Here is a 14,248-nt window from a genome sequence, read left to right as displayed (position 1 = left end):
TAGGTGAAAGCACCGTGATTTGGCAGCCTTCTTCGGTTTAACTACCTCAAGTTCAAACTCTATAATACGACCTGATGCAACTAACGCTTTTAGTCCATTCTCTTGGAGGCCGTATTGAATTGATTCAGGCATTTTGCTTCCTTTCAAAATGAGTTGCTGTTATCCAAAGTCAACGTGATACTTTGCCAGAAAATCGATCATCTCAGACTCATTACCGTTATCATAAAACCGGATCATTTTGGTATTGAATTCAAGCTTTGCTTTTGCAGGCACCAAAATAGGGGAAATACCTTCGGACAGCAGGGCACCATTCATCATCAGCCGGCCAGTGCGCTTATTCCCATCCCAGAAGAACTGATTGCGAGCCATCTGCAAAAATAGGGAGCAAGCCCGTACCTTAGTGTCCTGAATCGTCCCCAGTTTGCCGATCATTTCGTTCCACTTGGCATCCAGGGTTTCTGCCTTTGGAGGGGTGTATTCAGTACCAGAGATTCGTACATTGCCAGTTCTAAAGCAGCCCCAATCCAGGGCCTCTTCTTTGGCAACCAGGTCTTGAAGACTGCACGCTACCTCTTTTGTTACTGCGAAGCGTTCGGCCTCGATCAGTCCAAATAGCTTCTCCCAGCTGGCCTTCTGGTTTAGCACCAGGTTCTGCTCGCTCAGGGTATGCCCACCAACTGTAATCCCATCTAACAGCGTTTGGACCTCTGGCAATGTGAAAGGTGAATCTTCCAGTGCGGCAGTATCAAACACAAACTGCGTCATATAATGCTTGCACTGAAAAAGTAGTTTCTTATTCATATAAAAATCCATTAGTTTTGCTTCCTCAGTCCTTATGGTCACTGGACAATCAACCCTTGCGTCCTATTGAGAGTAAATATATTATGTACCACCCCATCAGTCAATATATTATTTACCTATTTTGAAGAAAATTCTCACCCCTGACGAAATTATTGATCAAATGAAAGATCGTTTAGATCTCACTACCGATGTTGAATTGGCCAACCTTATTGGCGTAAAAAAACAAAATATTAATCAGTTTCGTCAGGGAAAAGGAGGGAACTTACCTTGCCGTCTTTTCACCGCCCTGCTTAATGAAAATCAGGCAATTTCAACCCTAAACAAGAATTCTTAAATACTTCCTTGATACGTTTTTCCCAAGGGTCGATATAAATTAAGGTCATATCTGCTGTAGAATGACCCAAAATATCTTGAATCAATTGAAGGTCAAATCCCTTACGGTCCATCCAGCTCGCAAGACTACGCCGCCCACTATGGCTAGAACCACCATGAATTCCGGCTTGCTTTATAATGTCACGCGCAAGGTTCTCGAATGAACCACACACCAGAGTTGTTTTTATATTTCCATCGGCATCAGGATATTTCTTGAAATTGAAAGATAGCTTGCGCCACTGTTTACCTTTCAGAGATAGAAATACCGGACTATCTGGTGCTAGCCCACCAAAAGTCCCATCTTCACTGAGCATTACACGATCCTCTATGCGCTGTGCCCGAAGATCCTCTAGTGAAGCTCTCTGCTGTGGAACTAAAAGGTATACCGTTCGAGGCTTCCCTGTCTTGGTATATGTTCCAGGCAGCCTAAAAGCCTGCTTTAGCTCACCTGTTGAGTGGTATATATCCCCAATTTTTAGCTGTGCGACTTCATTGATCCTTAGTCCGCTACCAAATAACATCCAAATCAGAGCTACATTCCGCTTCCCTGTATCGCCCCGCGAAGCTGCCCACAGGATATGAGCCAACTGCTTTGGCTGCTCCACGATCTCAGCCTGTCCTGAGCCAGGCACAGTGACTGACTCCAACCTATTCACAGGTCTAGTTCTAGCCATAGGTTTCCCCTGATTATCACAAATACATCATATCTCGTACCTGTGACAATGGTTGTTAATGCGCCATCTGATTAGCTCAAAGCTAGCAAAACCGGGCCTTGATGGGAATGTTTGCAAGCGGGCAACTCTAGCGAAAAAATCGGGGGACTGACACGTGTCAGTGCAGTTGTTTTTAAAATTATCAGCTGGGAGCCAGGTATAGATTTAGTAAGCATTCCACCCTTTGTCGGTACAAACTTGGCAGCCACTAAGCTCCGATGAGTCAAGCTTTAGCTATTAAGCTCACCTCGGCTTTTGGTGCTACAAAGGTTCCGGCCATTGCCGGGCTTGCAGAAGCGACAATTCCAGGTAGTAAATGAAACGTGCTAGCTACACCTCCGTTCGTGGTCTTCACATCTTTCCCCATTTTCAAATTGCCACTTCCTTAATATTTTTTAGCTAGACACCCCAGCTACTTGACACCACATAATGTGCCACAAGTTAGCAGTACGCACTATATATAGTGATCCAGATCAAGTGCTTCTACCTTGCTCTTTTATAAGCTTCCCGCACAATCTGTGAAGGAAAGCCCATGACCAGTACCTCTACCCCTGAAATTGACAGAGCCACATCTCCTGTTCAAGACCCGAGCAGCTTACTGGTACGAAAGCGGGATGGTCGCGCTGTGGCTTTTGATCCTCAACGTATTACTTCGGCACTTGTGCGGGCCGGGCAGGCTACTGGTGAATTTGGTGAGGGTGAAGTTGATTGGCTAACCCAGGGCATCCTGAAAGTGATTAATCATCGCTTTGATGCTGTGACACCAGTCGATATTGAGGAAATCCAAAATATCGCCGAGCAAATATTAATCAATTGCGATTACATAGATACAGCACGGGCCTACATCGCCTATCGGGAGCGACATGCGCGCATACGCAATGATCGCCAAACACTGGTAGATGTTGGGGCTTCCATTGAAGAATATCTGGAGCAGGCGGACTGGCGTGTCGCTGCCAATGCAAACCAGGGCTACTCTCTCGGCGGCCTGATTTTAAATAGTGCCGGTAAAATGATTGCCAATTACTGGCTAAATCATGTCTATTCCCCGGAGATTGGTGCAGCCCACCGGGATGGTGATTTACACATCCATGACTTGGATATGTTGGCCGGCTATTGCGCAGGCTGGTCACTTCGCACCCTGCTGCACGAGGGGTTGAATGGGGTTCCCGGCAAAGTGGAGTCGGCACCGCCCGCCCACTTGACCAGTGCAGTTGGACAGATCGTTAACTTTCTTGGCACATTGCAAAACGAATGGGCTGGAGCCCAGGCATTTAGCTCCTTCGATACTTATCTCGCACCCTTTGTACGCAGGGATCAGCTGGATTACGCCAGTGTGCGCCAGTGCATGCAAGAGCTGATTTTTAACCTGAACGTGCCATCCCGCTGGGGCACCCAGACTCCCTTTACCAACCTCACTTTCGACTGGGTTTGTCCTCAAGACTTGCGAGACCAGGTGCCGGTGATTGCCGGCAAAGAAATGCCATTCACTTATGGTGACCTGCAGGTGGAAATGGACCTGATTAACCGCGCCTATATTGAGGTGATGGGTAAAGGGGACGCGCGCGGCAGGGTCTTCACTTTCCCAATTCCAACTTACAATATCAGTGAGGACTTTCCCTGGGAGAGCGAAAATGCGGAGCGGCTATTTGCCATGACTGCCCGCTATGGACTGCCCTACTTCCAAAACTTTATTAACTCAGACCTCAGTCCAAACATGGTGCGCTCCATGTGCTGTCGCCTACAACTGGACCTTCGAGAGCTGCTTAAACGTGGCAATGGATTATTTGGCTCCGCGGAACAGACCGGCTCTCTCGGTGTAGTAACGATCAACTGTGCACGCCTGGGCTATTTGTATAAAGGAAACTGGGATCTCCTCCTCGCACAGTTAGATAAACTACTGCTACTTGCACGGGATTCTCTGGAAGTGAAACGTAAAGTGATTCAGCGGCATATGGACGCCGGCCTGTTTCCCTACACGCATCGATATCTTGGCACTCTGCGTAACCACTTCTCCACCATTGGCGTTAATGGCATTAATGAAATGCTGCGAAACTTTAGTGAAGACCGTGAAAGTATCGTCACAGATACCGGTAAAAAACTTGCCGAGCAGTTGCTCGACCATATTCGTTTGCGAATGACAGAGCTCCAGGAACAAACTGGCCACCTGTATAATCTCGAAGCCACACCGGCTGAGGGAACTACTTACCGTTTTGCCCGCGAAGACCAAAAGCGCTTTGAAGATATTATTCAGGCTGGCAGCACGGAAGCACCTTATTATACGAACTCATCCCAGCTGCCAGTCGGCTTTACCGATGACCCTTTCGAAGCGTTGGCCCGGCAGGAATCCCTACAATCCCGTTATACGGGCGGCACTGTGCTGCACCTATACCTGGGTGAACAACTGCCAGATGCCGATAGCTGCCGCCGCTTATTACAGCGCGCCCTGAAAAATTATCGGCTGCCCTATATCACAGTAACTCCCAGCTTTTCTATATGCCCAGTACACGGCTACCTGAGCGGCGAACACGAATTCTGTCCCCGCTGCGATGAGGCCCTGCTCGCTCGTGAGCAATCTTGCTGCAGCGATTAAAACCAACCACCAAAGAGAGACATCATGAATAAACCAACCTCACCACTCAAAAATGAAGACCGCACCCGCTGTGAAGTCTGGAGCCGGGTGATGGGCTATCACCGCCCAGTTTCCTTCTGGAATCCAGGCAAACAATCGGAACACAGGGAGCGCCGCTTTTTTGTTGCTGGTAGTGACAAATAACCATGGCTGAAAAGCTGCGCATTGGCGGTTTTACACCATTTACCGCTATCGACTTCCCTGGTGAATTGGCCGCAGTGGTCTTTTGCCAGGGATGCCCATGGCGTTGCCGCTATTGCCATAATGGTGATCTGTTGCCGGCCCGCGCGCCCAGTGCTTACGACTGGGACCAGATATTGGAGTTTCTCGCCAGCCGGCAAGGACTGCTGGATGCGGTGGTATTTTCTGGCGGAGAGCCAACTGCCCAGGGGGCACTGGAAGCCGCCATTGCCCAAGCCCGAAGCCTGGGGTTTAGGATAGGTTTACATACTGCCGGGATCTACCCTCGGAAACTGAGTCGCTTGATCCCCAGTTTGGACTGGGTTGGGCTGGATATAAAAGCGTTACCGGAAAATTACCCTGCCATTACCGGGGTAGATGGTAGCGGTACAGCACCCTGGCAATGTGTAGAACTACTCGTCGAGGCTGGAACATCTCTGCAAGTACGCCTTACCAGACATCCTCTCCTCACCAGTGATGAGGAGCTAGCTCAAATTCAGGAAAAGCTTCGCAAATGCGGTGTTCATCATTTAGAGGTGCAGCGTTGTAATACCGAGCAAGCGATCGACCAAACTCTGAGGTTTATTTCATAGAGCTAAAAAATTTGGGGGACGAAATAGAATCGGTGGTCGGCCATGGACATCTTCTTTTTATGACTCTTCTGGTGGCGGGCTCAAAGGCCAGTAAAGAGGCCAAGCTTGGCCTCTACCCGATAGGACACCAGCGCCAGCAGTTCAATCTTGCATTTGAGCAATACCTTGCTTTCTTAGGGCGAGCGCTTTGGGCTGTGTTGAATGAGAGTGAGTAAGTTGGCTTTTGAGTTTAGTCGCAAGCTCTTCGGCCAATGACTGACTTTGCAATAAAGCCTGGTTTACCGAATTTCGATGCCGTTGATCCGCAAACTCCTGGAATTCCGCATTGATTTCATATACTTGATCGACCCCCAGGTAATGGCTCAGTGTCCTGATATGAGGACCCAAGTGATTCATGTTCTCGCGTATTCCTCCCTCTGCAAAGCCAAATTCTCCAGCAGAAGTAATTAGCACCAGCATCTTTCCCGACATAATGGGCTCAAGCGGATAGTCTCCACGGGCCAAGTCAAAGGTGAAGGTCTTATTAATACGTATCACCTGATCGAACCAAGCTTTTAAAGCCGCCGGCATACCGTAGTTGTACATTGGGGAAGACATTACTATGACATCCGCCTGGTCAAGCTCATTAATCAAAGTATCCGATAATGCAACTAGGGATTTTTGCTCTTCACTACGCTGATCTTCTGGAGTGAATACAGAGGCAATCCAATCCTGGGTAATGAATCCTGGCGGGGTCTGGCCAACATCCCTATAGATGAGTTTATCTCTTGGTCTTAGCCCAAGCCAACGCTTCACAAAACTTGCGGCAACGGCCTTGGAGATAGAGGAGTGTTTTGGTATGTCCCTATACTCCTCCGGCACCTGAATAGCCCCAAAAATCTGGGCGCTGGCTTCAATATGAAGAAGGGTTTTCATCTACTAGACCTCGAAAAATTCATCATTTGGTCCAGCGATAGTGCAGCCTACAAGCATTCTTGACAAATGAGATATTTTTCCTTATAGATGAATTAATTTCATCTATAAGGAAGAGTAGTCCATGTATCCAAACCTACCCTCCCTCAATTCCTTAAAGGTTTTTGATGCGGCTGCGAGGCTCGGTAGCTTTAAGAAAGCTGCAGAGGAACTCTTTATTACCCCTACAGCAGTATCCCATCAGATAAAAAGCCTGGAAGAAACGCTAGACAGTCAGCTGTTTGAGCGTAAAACCCGCGCAATACAATTAACAGAAGAAGGAAGGCTACTCGCAGAAACAACTTCACGAGCCTTTCAGCAACTTGCCGCAGCAATAGGTGAAATCGCTAACTCAAATCGTGTGATTGCTGTCAGTACAACTTCATCTTTTGCGGCTCTGTGGCTGGTTCCCCACCTGGAGCGCTTTTATCAGAAGCATCCTGGTATCGAGATATCCATTTCGACCGGTGAACAGATAGATGATATTGAGCGCGACCGACACATTGATGTAGCTATTCGCTACGGTGAATTTGATCCAAAAGCCAAAAATAGTACAAGGCTTATTACTGAATCAGTGGGTATGTATGCTACGCGGAACTACTTAGCAAACATAACCGACCTCGAGCAGGCGCAGCTATTAGAAACCAAATGGATCAACCAATCTTTAACCCCATTCAGTTGGAAATCCTTACTTGGCGACTTCAATAAAAACCTTACCATTCGTCAATATGATCAGGAGTATCATGTCATACAAGCCGCATTGGCTAGCCAGGGGATTGCTTTAGTCAGTTCCCTGCTGATTCAGAATGCCTTACAGAACAGATGGTTGTTGCCGTATAAAAGCACAGCTATAAAGCAAAAGGCTGAAGGGCTTTCATATTACGCAGTAATCCCAGGCCGTAATATAAATAACAAGCAGGTTAGTGTGTTTCTTGATTGGCTACTCGAAGAAATAGAATAAACTATATATACAATTTATACGATATCGCCCTTACGAGCAAAACTCGAAAGGGCGATAAACAAGCCATCACTAAAAAGCAATAAGACTTAAAAATTAAAGGCAAATAATATTTTCTGCCTGAGGGCCCTTGGCACCCTGGGTCACTGTAAATTCTACAGCTTGCCCTTCCTGCAATGTTTTAAAGCCACTGCTGGCAATATTGCTGAAGTGTGCAAAAACATCGGGGCCGGATTTTTGTGCAATAAAACCAAAACCCTTGGCTTCATCAAACCACTTAACAGTACCAGTCGTTGTGTTAGACATAATAAATATCCTGAGAAAATAAATTGATCATAGTTGACCTGTTGGTCGAGCGGGCAAAAACTGAGAATTTAAAAGAGACAGAACGAAGGATTATGACTAAAACTACGAGTTGAACTAAAATAAAAACTGGGCGTTTATACCAGCTATCAGGATAGTAGCACCTAAAGCTAACTCTTGTCTATAAAAATAGAAATTAAGGGAAGGAATGAAGCAGATAACTCAATAGCTGTATTATAAATGGCCTACTTTAAAGATTTTCCTCCTAAGCTATAGTTCACTCAGCGTCCTAGAGTGCTCCCACTAGGGAGTTGTACCTTAGGGAGTGGTACCTTAGGGAGTGGTACCTAGCTCCATACGAAAGCGCCTTCTTAACTGTTTGAGAAAGGTCGTCGGGGCCAGCCTGTACAAGTAGGCTCCAATCAGGCTTATATCTTTTGGAAACCAACGCTCCCTGCCCTTTTCCAGTGACGTCAAAATCTGATTGGCCATCCACTCAGGGCTACGCACCGCTCCCACGGTGCTCCTTTGGTGCCTGGCCTGCCCACCATCTCCAGCTAGAGCGTTTTGCTCAATCGCTGTAGCCAGGAAACTTGGGTAAACCATTAATACACTAACTCCATCGTTCCGCACTTCCTCACGGAACACCTCAAAATACTGGTGCAATGCACTCTTGGCTGCACAATAGCCCGCGCGCCCCAATACCGGCATCCATCCAGCCATTGAACTGATATTTACCACACAGCCAGAGGCCGCTTTTAGCCCCGCAAACAAGCCTTGAGTAAGCTCTACCGGTGCATGGTAATTCACCACCATCACCTTGCGAATAACCGTGCTGGACGTTTGTGAAGAGAGACTTCGATGCGTAATGCCGGCATTGTTTACCAACAGATCAACTCTCGAGTACTCATTCCGTAAGGATTCAACCAGCTCCTCTACGGCCAAATAATTTGATAGATCAACGGTATATATTCTGACCCGAACATCGAGAGCCCTAAGCTGGGCCTCTCTTTGGCGAAGTTTTTCGGTTGAAATATCGACCAGAACAAATTCAGCTCTATATTTTTTTGCAAGGCACAGGGTAATTGCCCAACCCAAGCCTTCGGCAGCCCCTGTAATCACAAAAGTCTTCTGTAAATTTTCCGGCTGATTTTTGTCCATTTCAACTGTCCTCCACAAGCAAGGGCGATTTACTGGAGAGCGCTACAATGCCGAGAGATTTTTCTGCAAACAGGCGGAAGACTTCTCTGGAAGTCTTCTCCGGAATAAAGCCCAACTCTTCTTTCAAGCGGCGGTTATTCAATACCGGTCTGTATTGCAAAAAGGCTACATGGTCTGGGTGGGTATCTGTTAAGTAGAGGCTGTAACCCAGCCAGAGAACCGCTTTTATCAGCCAGACTGGTGGCCTTACCAGTGGCTTAGACAGAGTCTGAGCTATTTCCCTGGGGCTAAGACTGCCATCACCGGTTAGATTGAATATGCCACTAGCCCCAGTACTCACACCAAACGTAAGTGCGCGGATCACATCCTGGTCCCAGATAAAAACAAAGGGGGAATTGTGCCCACCGGGATCCAGAAGTACTTTTCGGCTAAAAAGTGCGCTGATTTTGTTATTGGTCTTTGCACCCAACACAGAAGACACGCGAAAAACCAGCTGTTTGAGATACGGATACCGCTCACGGTATTCAGCCAGCAACTCCTCTACTTTACGCTTGTTATTGGAGTAGCCAAATTCAGGGTTCCCCCTCAAAGGGTGATGCTCTTCGAGTTTGGGCGGATTATCCGGATAATAACCATAGGCGGCGCCGCTACTTGTCACAGTGATATGTTCAACCCCAGCGTAGAGACAGGCCTCTAATACATTCCTTGTGCCTTCCACATCTATACGGTATTCAGCAGCATGATCACGGCCCGCTGCCATCACCGACGCTAGATGAATCACATGGGTTATAGATTCCGCCTGAATAAACTGGCCAAGGTCTTTATCACAAATATCCCGCGCCAGAACGGGAAAACTTGCGGTTCTAGTTCGAATATCCACCCCGATCACAGGGAAAGTCTTCCTCAATTGCTCCCCGAGCTGATGACCGATATATCCCGCCGCCCCAGTAATCAAAACCCGTTTGTTCATTCTGAGGCTCCTGTCAGGAAGTCGCTTCTGATCTAATTGTATGAAAAACCTCCTCTCGTGGTAGCAGGTCTTTTTGCAAACCTGCCTTGTGCGTTCTGAGTGCCTTTAAATAGGCGTCTTTGTGTACGTAATACGCCATGCGCTCAAGGTCCAGATAATGCATACCGCCGTTTACACGATTTGCTGATCTCTGCTGGATGATTTTCCTAAATCTACTAGCAGACGGCGCACCAGAAATTAATTGGCGAATATAAAGGGCAACAAGCTCTGCTTGCTTGTTACGCCCTTCCCAGCCCAATCCAGCCGCCTCCACCATACCCATCATAAATAGGTTATCGGATTCAGGATGAAATACATTCAGATACAGGCTCGGTGCATAACCACTCCAGTTCAGTTCACTGCTATCGATAAACGGATAGTGCAACTTGTAACCGGTGGCCTGTACGATCAGGTCATATTCTCCACATCCACCCTCTGAGAACTTCACCTTATTCCCATGCACCGATTTGATATCAGACCTGGGGTTGATATCGCCATGGCCAATATGATGCAGCAGTAAGGAGTTGACTACCGGGTGGGATTCAAAGAGTCGGTAATTGGGCTCTGGCAAACCATATTGAGATGGGCTGCCTAAAGAGAATTTGACCAGCGCTTTTGTAAGGCGCCGCTTAACAAAGAGCGGTAACCGAAGCTTGCCGCCCAGCTGATCGATAGGCTTACCGGCTATGTACTTCGGCAGAAAGTAATAGCCTCGGCGCAGGCTGATATCAACGCTTTTCGCTTTATGGACTGCGTCTACGGCAATATCCGCTCCACTGTTGCCACAACCAATCAACAGGACTCTTTTTCCAGCAAAGATTTCAGAGGACTGGTATTGTGCAGAATGTAACAACTCCCCGCTAAATTGGCCTGGAAGTGCGGGTTGATTGGGGTGGTGCAAAGTGCCGCTGGCAATGAGTAATCCGCTAAACTCCCGAGTTCTTTCCTGCCACTTTCTACGAGTGGTAATCAGCCAGTTTTCTCCACTGCGCTCGCATCTCAAAACTTCTGTGTCGAACTCGTAATGGCCGTAAAGGCCAAATTCTCTCGCATAGGAGCAAAAGTAATCCCGCATCTCCCGATGGCTTGGGTAGTCAGCAACACTCTCCCCCATCGGAAACCCAGCGAATTCAGTCATTTTCTTGGAGGAAATAAGGTGGGCCGACTCATACATAGTGCTGGTGGGGTTATCAATATCCCATAAGCCACCCACATCACCGTGCAACTCAAAGCCGATACAGGGAATACCATGCTTGAGTAAATTTCGAACGGTGCAAAGCCCCATAGGGCCGGCACCAATTACGGCGTAAGGTTTCACGGTAGTTGCCCCTCCCTGATGACTTGTTTAAGAGCCGTGTCAGAAGGAATATATCGTGACAAACACCCTAAGGATCGTCATTATCGGGCAGGTACTGGTTATTTTGGGACATTCATAATGGATTTGACCGACACCAGAAGCGTTAATCTGAGCTATACCAAAGCTTTACTAGAGGCTTTAGCCAGCATGGATCTCCCTATACCGGGGGAAACCAATAAAATCCTGTCCCAAATACACCAAAAGGAACGCATCTCTATTCATCTGCAGGAGCAGCTGTGGGAGTCGGTAATCAATAGCTACCCCGACACTCTACTGGGCATTAAGCTCGGGCTTGCCATGCAGGCCAACCAAATCGGCTTAGTTGGTTACCTGCTGATGACGCAAAAAGATTTGGGAGAGGCGATAGAGCAATTGATTAGTTACCACCCCTTGCTGGGCGAAGGTGGGCACTTTGAACTGCGACGCGATGCATTCTCGGTAAACCTCTGCTATCACCCCAACTTCCTGAATTTTGCGCAAATCCGGGTGGAAACGGTGCTCGCTGCCTGTATTGCGCAAACCCGAATTTTAACTGGCGGGAAGTTTCAGCCCCTTAAACTACTACTCGCCTACCCTGCGCCTAGCCTTGCCCTGCAGCAACGCTATCAGGCACTGTTACAAATACCCGTTGAGTTTAATGCAGGGGTTTCGGCAATCCAATTTCCCACTAAAGACCTGTCGCTGCAATTAATCGCCGCAGATAAAGAAGTGGAGGCCTGCTTAAAGCCAAAGGCAGAAGCCCTCCTACAGGCGCTTACAAAGAAATCCCTGCACCGGAAAGTAACCCTATTGCTGCAGCAAACTCCAAACTTAACACGTGAACAGGTCGCACAGCGCCTTTGCCTTAGCCCAAGGCACCTAGCGCGAAAATTACAAGAAGAACAGCTTAACTTCCGTGTACTACAGGATGAGGTACGCAGCTATTATGCAAAACAGTGGTTAAGAGAGGGGGAAAAAACCAACCTGGAAATCGCTGTAGCGCTTGGGTACACGGATGAGAGTGCGTTTGGAAAAGCTTTTAAGCGTTGGGGTGGAGTAACACCCAGCGCTTATAGGGAAAGCCACATTATAAATTCTTAATAAACTTGATCAGGTCATTAGAATTCATTGACTTACCTAGCTTATAGGCAGCCGGCAACAGAGTTAGTCTTTACCACTGCCTTTGCATCTATCATTACCACAAACCTTAAACGTCTTCGGACACTCTAATAGAGACAGCATTCATATCGCTGCCATCACAGCCTTTCACCCTAAGGGTCACCTTCGAGTTGGTGTGATAAGCGGAGAGTGCTATGGAGAGAATATGATCAAACATTGGATTAGTTAAACTGACCTTCAATCTTGCAGAAGCACAGTCTTCCACTATGACATTTTCATTAGACTCGATATAGAGCTCCGCCAAGCCCCAACCTATCCCAACACTTTTAATGGTAATTGGAGGCGTAGTTGTATCCGCCATAGCGATTTGAGAAATAAAAAACAACAAAAAAACGCAAATAAATTTTTTCACAAAAACTTCCGATACTATCATTCGACTCAACAACAAATCCTAACCACGCAGGATTCTATTTGGCCCACACTCATAAGCCTAAGAGCTTAAGGGATTAGTCTGTAATCTTGATCGCCACTGCATTCATATCGGTTCCATCACAGCCTTTCACCCTAAGGGTTACTTTCGACTTGGTATGGTAAGCGGAGAGTGCTATGGAGAGGATATGGTTAAACATCGGATTGGTTGAACTTACCTTCAACCTTACATTTGAACAATCTTCCACAATGACATTTTCATTGGACTCAATAAAAAGGTCACTTGACCCCCAGCCGGTACCAATAGCTTTAATAGTAATTAACGGAGTGGAAGTATCCGCCAAAGAAGCCTGAGCAACAAAAGACAATAAAAAGACAAAAATAATTTTTTTCATAAAAAAATTCCGCAAACCATACTTACAGCACTTAACAGGCAAGACCTGACATACTGATTGCCACCCTACCAAAAGCTACCAGAGTAGCCTCAAAACCTTATTATCAAGCATTAAAACTTCAGCCGATAAAAAATCACAAAGCCCACTTGGAAATTTAAGAGGTTAGAAATCCTGATAAAGATAATCTATTGACTTTCTATTACCCTCACAAACCTCAACCCTCACTGCAACCTCAGCACCTGTAGCTGCCGCTGATAGCAATATAGAGAACCATGCTTTTTTAATTTCAGAATCAAGTGCAAATTCATAGTACTCATTAAGAGAGCCATTACACGAATCTTCTTTTAACCGGAATTTTACAGATTCGCCACTAGGGTAAATCCTATCAACCAGACCAATATTAGTCACAGCTAACGACTCTGCCGATAGAATAAAAAGAAACAATAAAATGGATGCTTTTTTCACACCAACCTCCAAAAAACCACAAACGAAACAATAAAAACAGCTCAAAGAAAATAAGACAGATCTTATCTTGCCTTTAACTTGGCCTTACCTGGCCAAAAAGATATTCTCGAAAGCCAAACCAGCATCGGCAATTCACCCCCAACCCTAGCATTCTCACAAAGAGCCATATAACGCCAATACTTTATTCTTACCCCAGTAAAAGTTAGCTATTGCCGATCACAACCCAGCCACTTAATCTCAAGCCTTTCAGCAATATCTTTATGACCACGGTACTTTAGAAACTCTAAGGACTCAGGGTACCGCTCACTCAACTTACAAACACCGTTTAATCTCTCAAAATAATTGAGAAACCTCTCATTTCCTGACGCCAACGATACCCAGTAAAGAGCTTCATCTTCTAATGTAAAGTATCGCCTATAAGCATCTATACCTCGCTCACAAGGAAACTCCTCTCCTGTCATCAAGAGCAAAGAGTTCTTTATGAAATAATACTTTTCCCTCTCATTTGTATCAGGATCTATAGAACATAAAAACTTATCAGTATAGACAGGCTCACCATTCGAATAATTACGTATCTCCGGAATCAATTTTATTAAAGTTGACTCTGCCCCATCCATAAAACCAGATACCTTTCCATTCAAATCTGAATGCCCAGCATCTGATTGTGCCTGAGAACAGCCACAGAGAAGCACTATTAAAACTATCAAAGACCTAGCCATCAAAATACACTATAAAAAGTCATTCTCGAAGGACAAATCAGCATCGGCCACTTACTCCCAAGCCTATCATTCTCACTAAGAGCCATATAACGACAATACTTTACTCTACCCCCAA

At 46.5% G+C, this 14,248-nt stretch carries 15 protein-coding genes and 1 pseudogene; 5 read left to right on the top strand and 11 right to left on the bottom strand.

The window, feature by feature from the left end:
• Positions 1-159 precede the first annotated feature (159 nt).
• Together MJO52_RS09620 and MJO52_RS09615 are read right to left on the bottom strand one after the other, a co-directional pair.
• Positions 160-801, bottom strand: a complete 642-nt coding sequence (locus MJO52_RS09620) for a Fic family protein (RefSeq protein WP_252085720.1) — start codon at positions 799-801, stop codon at positions 160-162.
• Between the two features lie 290 nt (positions 802-1,091).
• Positions 1,092-1,847 (bottom strand): tyrosine-type recombinase/integrase, encoded by a 756-nt coding sequence (locus MJO52_RS09615; RefSeq protein ID WP_252085719.1) that lies wholly within the window; start codon positions 1,845-1,847, stop codon positions 1,092-1,094.
• Between the two features lie 571 nt (positions 1,848-2,418).
• On the opposite strand from MJO52_RS09615, the pseudogene MJO52_RS09610 reads away from it, so the two are divergent.
• The 3 genes and pseudogenes from MJO52_RS09610 to MJO52_RS21425 all read left to right on the top strand — a co-directional run bounded on the left by MJO52_RS09610 (position 2,419) and on the right by MJO52_RS21425 (position 5,503).
• Positions 2,419-4,659: pseudogene (locus MJO52_RS09610) on the top strand (ribonucleoside triphosphate reductase).
• 2 nt (positions 4,660-4,661) lie between these two features.
• The gene (locus MJO52_RS09605; RefSeq protein ID WP_252085718.1) at positions 4,662-5,288 is read left to right on the top strand and encodes an anaerobic ribonucleoside-triphosphate reductase activating protein; all 627 of its coding nucleotides are present in this window, start codon (positions 4,662-4,664) and stop codon (positions 5,286-5,288) included.
• Positions 5,289-5,347: 59 nt separating this feature from the next.
• Positions 5,348-5,503 carry an LPD1 domain-containing protein gene (locus MJO52_RS21425; protein ID WP_353505487.1) on the top strand — a complete coding sequence of 52 codons (156 nt, stop codon included), beginning with the start codon at positions 5,348-5,350 and terminating at the stop codon, positions 5,501-5,503.
• On the opposite strand, the gene MJO52_RS09600 is transcribed toward MJO52_RS21425, so the two are convergent.
• A complete protein-coding gene (locus tag MJO52_RS09600) occupies positions 5,430-6,203 on the bottom strand; it encodes an FMN-dependent NADH-azoreductase (protein WP_252085717.1) in 774 nt (257 codons plus the stop codon). The genes MJO52_RS21425 and MJO52_RS09600 overlap by 74 nt on opposite strands.
• 121 nt (positions 6,204-6,324) lie before the next feature.
• Here MJO52_RS09600 and MJO52_RS09595 point away from each other — a divergent pair, with 121 nt between their 5' ends.
• Positions 6,325-7,200 (top strand): LysR family transcriptional regulator, encoded by an 876-nt coding sequence (locus tag MJO52_RS09595; RefSeq protein ID WP_252085716.1) that lies wholly within the window; start codon positions 6,325-6,327, stop codon positions 7,198-7,200.
• A gap of 93 nt (positions 7,201-7,293) precedes the next feature.
• Here MJO52_RS09595 and MJO52_RS09590 read toward each other — a convergent pair whose 3' ends face one another.
• The 4 genes from MJO52_RS09590 to MJO52_RS09575 form a co-directional block, all read right to left on the bottom strand.
• Positions 7,294-7,503, bottom strand: a complete 210-nt coding sequence (locus MJO52_RS09590) for a cold-shock protein (RefSeq protein ID WP_020412807.1) — start codon at positions 7,501-7,503, stop codon at positions 7,294-7,296.
• A gap of 330 nt (positions 7,504-7,833) precedes the next feature.
• Entirely contained in the window at positions 7,834-8,661 is an 828-nt protein-coding gene (locus MJO52_RS09585; RefSeq protein WP_252085715.1) for an SDR family NAD(P)-dependent oxidoreductase, read from the bottom strand.
• A gap of 1 nt (position 8,662) precedes the next feature.
• Positions 8,663-9,631, bottom strand: coding sequence for an SDR family oxidoreductase (locus MJO52_RS09580; RefSeq protein ID WP_252085714.1), 969 nt, complete (start codon positions 9,629-9,631; stop codon positions 8,663-8,665).
• Between the two features lie 13 nt (positions 9,632-9,644).
• Positions 9,645-10,988, bottom strand: a complete 1,344-nt coding sequence (locus tag MJO52_RS09575) for a flavin-containing monooxygenase (RefSeq protein WP_252085713.1) — start codon at positions 10,986-10,988, stop codon at positions 9,645-9,647.
• Between the two features lie 117 nt (positions 10,989-11,105).
• Between MJO52_RS09575 and MJO52_RS09570 the strand changes: the two genes are divergently transcribed.
• A complete protein-coding gene (locus MJO52_RS09570; protein WP_252085712.1) occupies positions 11,106-12,107 on the top strand; it encodes an AraC family transcriptional regulator in 1,002 nt (333 codons plus the stop codon).
• A gap of 106 nt (positions 12,108-12,213) precedes the next feature.
• Here MJO52_RS09570 and MJO52_RS09565 read toward each other — a convergent pair whose 3' ends face one another.
• From MJO52_RS09565 to MJO52_RS09550, 4 genes are all read right to left on the bottom strand, one after another.
• Entirely contained in the window at positions 12,214-12,537 is a 324-nt protein-coding gene (locus MJO52_RS09565) for a hypothetical protein (RefSeq protein WP_252085711.1), read from the bottom strand.
• A 94-nt stretch (positions 12,538-12,631) separates the two neighbouring features.
• Entirely contained in the window at positions 12,632-12,949 is a 318-nt protein-coding gene (locus MJO52_RS09560) for a hypothetical protein (protein ID WP_252085710.1), read from the bottom strand.
• A gap of 162 nt (positions 12,950-13,111) precedes the next feature.
• Complete coding sequence (locus MJO52_RS09555) at positions 13,112-13,414, bottom strand: hypothetical protein (RefSeq protein WP_252085709.1); 303 nt, start codon at positions 13,412-13,414, stop codon at positions 13,112-13,114.
• A gap of 206 nt (positions 13,415-13,620) precedes the next feature.
• Positions 13,621-14,133, bottom strand: a complete 513-nt coding sequence (locus MJO52_RS09550) for a hypothetical protein (protein ID WP_252085708.1) — start codon at positions 14,131-14,133, stop codon at positions 13,621-13,623.
• Positions 14,134-14,248: the final 115 nt, after the last annotated feature.

This window comes from Microbulbifer variabilis (genome assembly GCF_023716485.1).
Taxonomy (GTDB): domain Bacteria; phylum Pseudomonadota; class Gammaproteobacteria; order Pseudomonadales; family Cellvibrionaceae; genus Microbulbifer; species Microbulbifer variabilis_B.
Note: the sequence above shows the minus strand (reverse complement) of the source record. Positions and strands in the feature narration are given on the sequence as shown.

Bases quoted from the DNA above. Each gene is read 5' to 3' on its own strand.
- MJO52_RS09620 (WP_252085720.1), bottom strand. From the start codon at position 801: ATGAATAAGAAACTACTTTTTCAGTGCAAGCATTATATGACGCAGTTT.
- MJO52_RS09615 (WP_252085719.1), bottom strand. From the start codon at position 1,847: ATGGCTAGAACTAGACCTGTGAATAGGTTGGAGTCAGTCACTGTGCCT.
- MJO52_RS09605 (WP_252085718.1), top strand. From the start codon at position 4,662: ATGGCTGAAAAGCTGCGCATTGGCGGTTTTACACCATTTACCGCTATC.
- MJO52_RS21425 (WP_353505487.1), top strand. From the start codon at position 5,348: ATGACTCTTCTGGTGGCGGGCTCAAAGGCCAGTAAAGAGGCCAAGCTT.
- MJO52_RS09600 (WP_252085717.1), bottom strand. From the start codon at position 6,203: ATGAAAACCCTTCTTCATATTGAAGCCAGCGCCCAGATTTTTGGGGCT.
- MJO52_RS09595 (WP_252085716.1), top strand. From the start codon at position 6,325: ATGTATCCAAACCTACCCTCCCTCAATTCCTTAAAGGTTTTTGATGCG.
- MJO52_RS09590 (WP_020412807.1), bottom strand. From the start codon at position 7,503: ATGTCTAACACAACGACTGGTACTGTTAAGTGGTTTGATGAAGCCAAG.
- MJO52_RS09585 (WP_252085715.1), bottom strand. From the start codon at position 8,661: ATGGACAAAAATCAGCCGGAAAATTTACAGAAGACTTTTGTGATTACA.
- MJO52_RS09580 (WP_252085714.1), bottom strand. From the start codon at position 9,631: ATGAACAAACGGGTTTTGATTACTGGGGCGGCGGGATATATCGGTCAT.
- MJO52_RS09570 (WP_252085712.1), top strand. From the start codon at position 11,106: ATGGATTTGACCGACACCAGAAGCGTTAATCTGAGCTATACCAAAGCT.
- MJO52_RS09560 (WP_252085710.1), bottom strand. From the start codon at position 12,949: ATGAAAAAAATTATTTTTGTCTTTTTATTGTCTTTTGTTGCTCAGGCT.
- MJO52_RS09550 (WP_252085708.1), bottom strand. From the start codon at position 14,133: ATGGCTAGGTCTTTGATAGTTTTAATAGTGCTTCTCTGTGGCTGTTCT.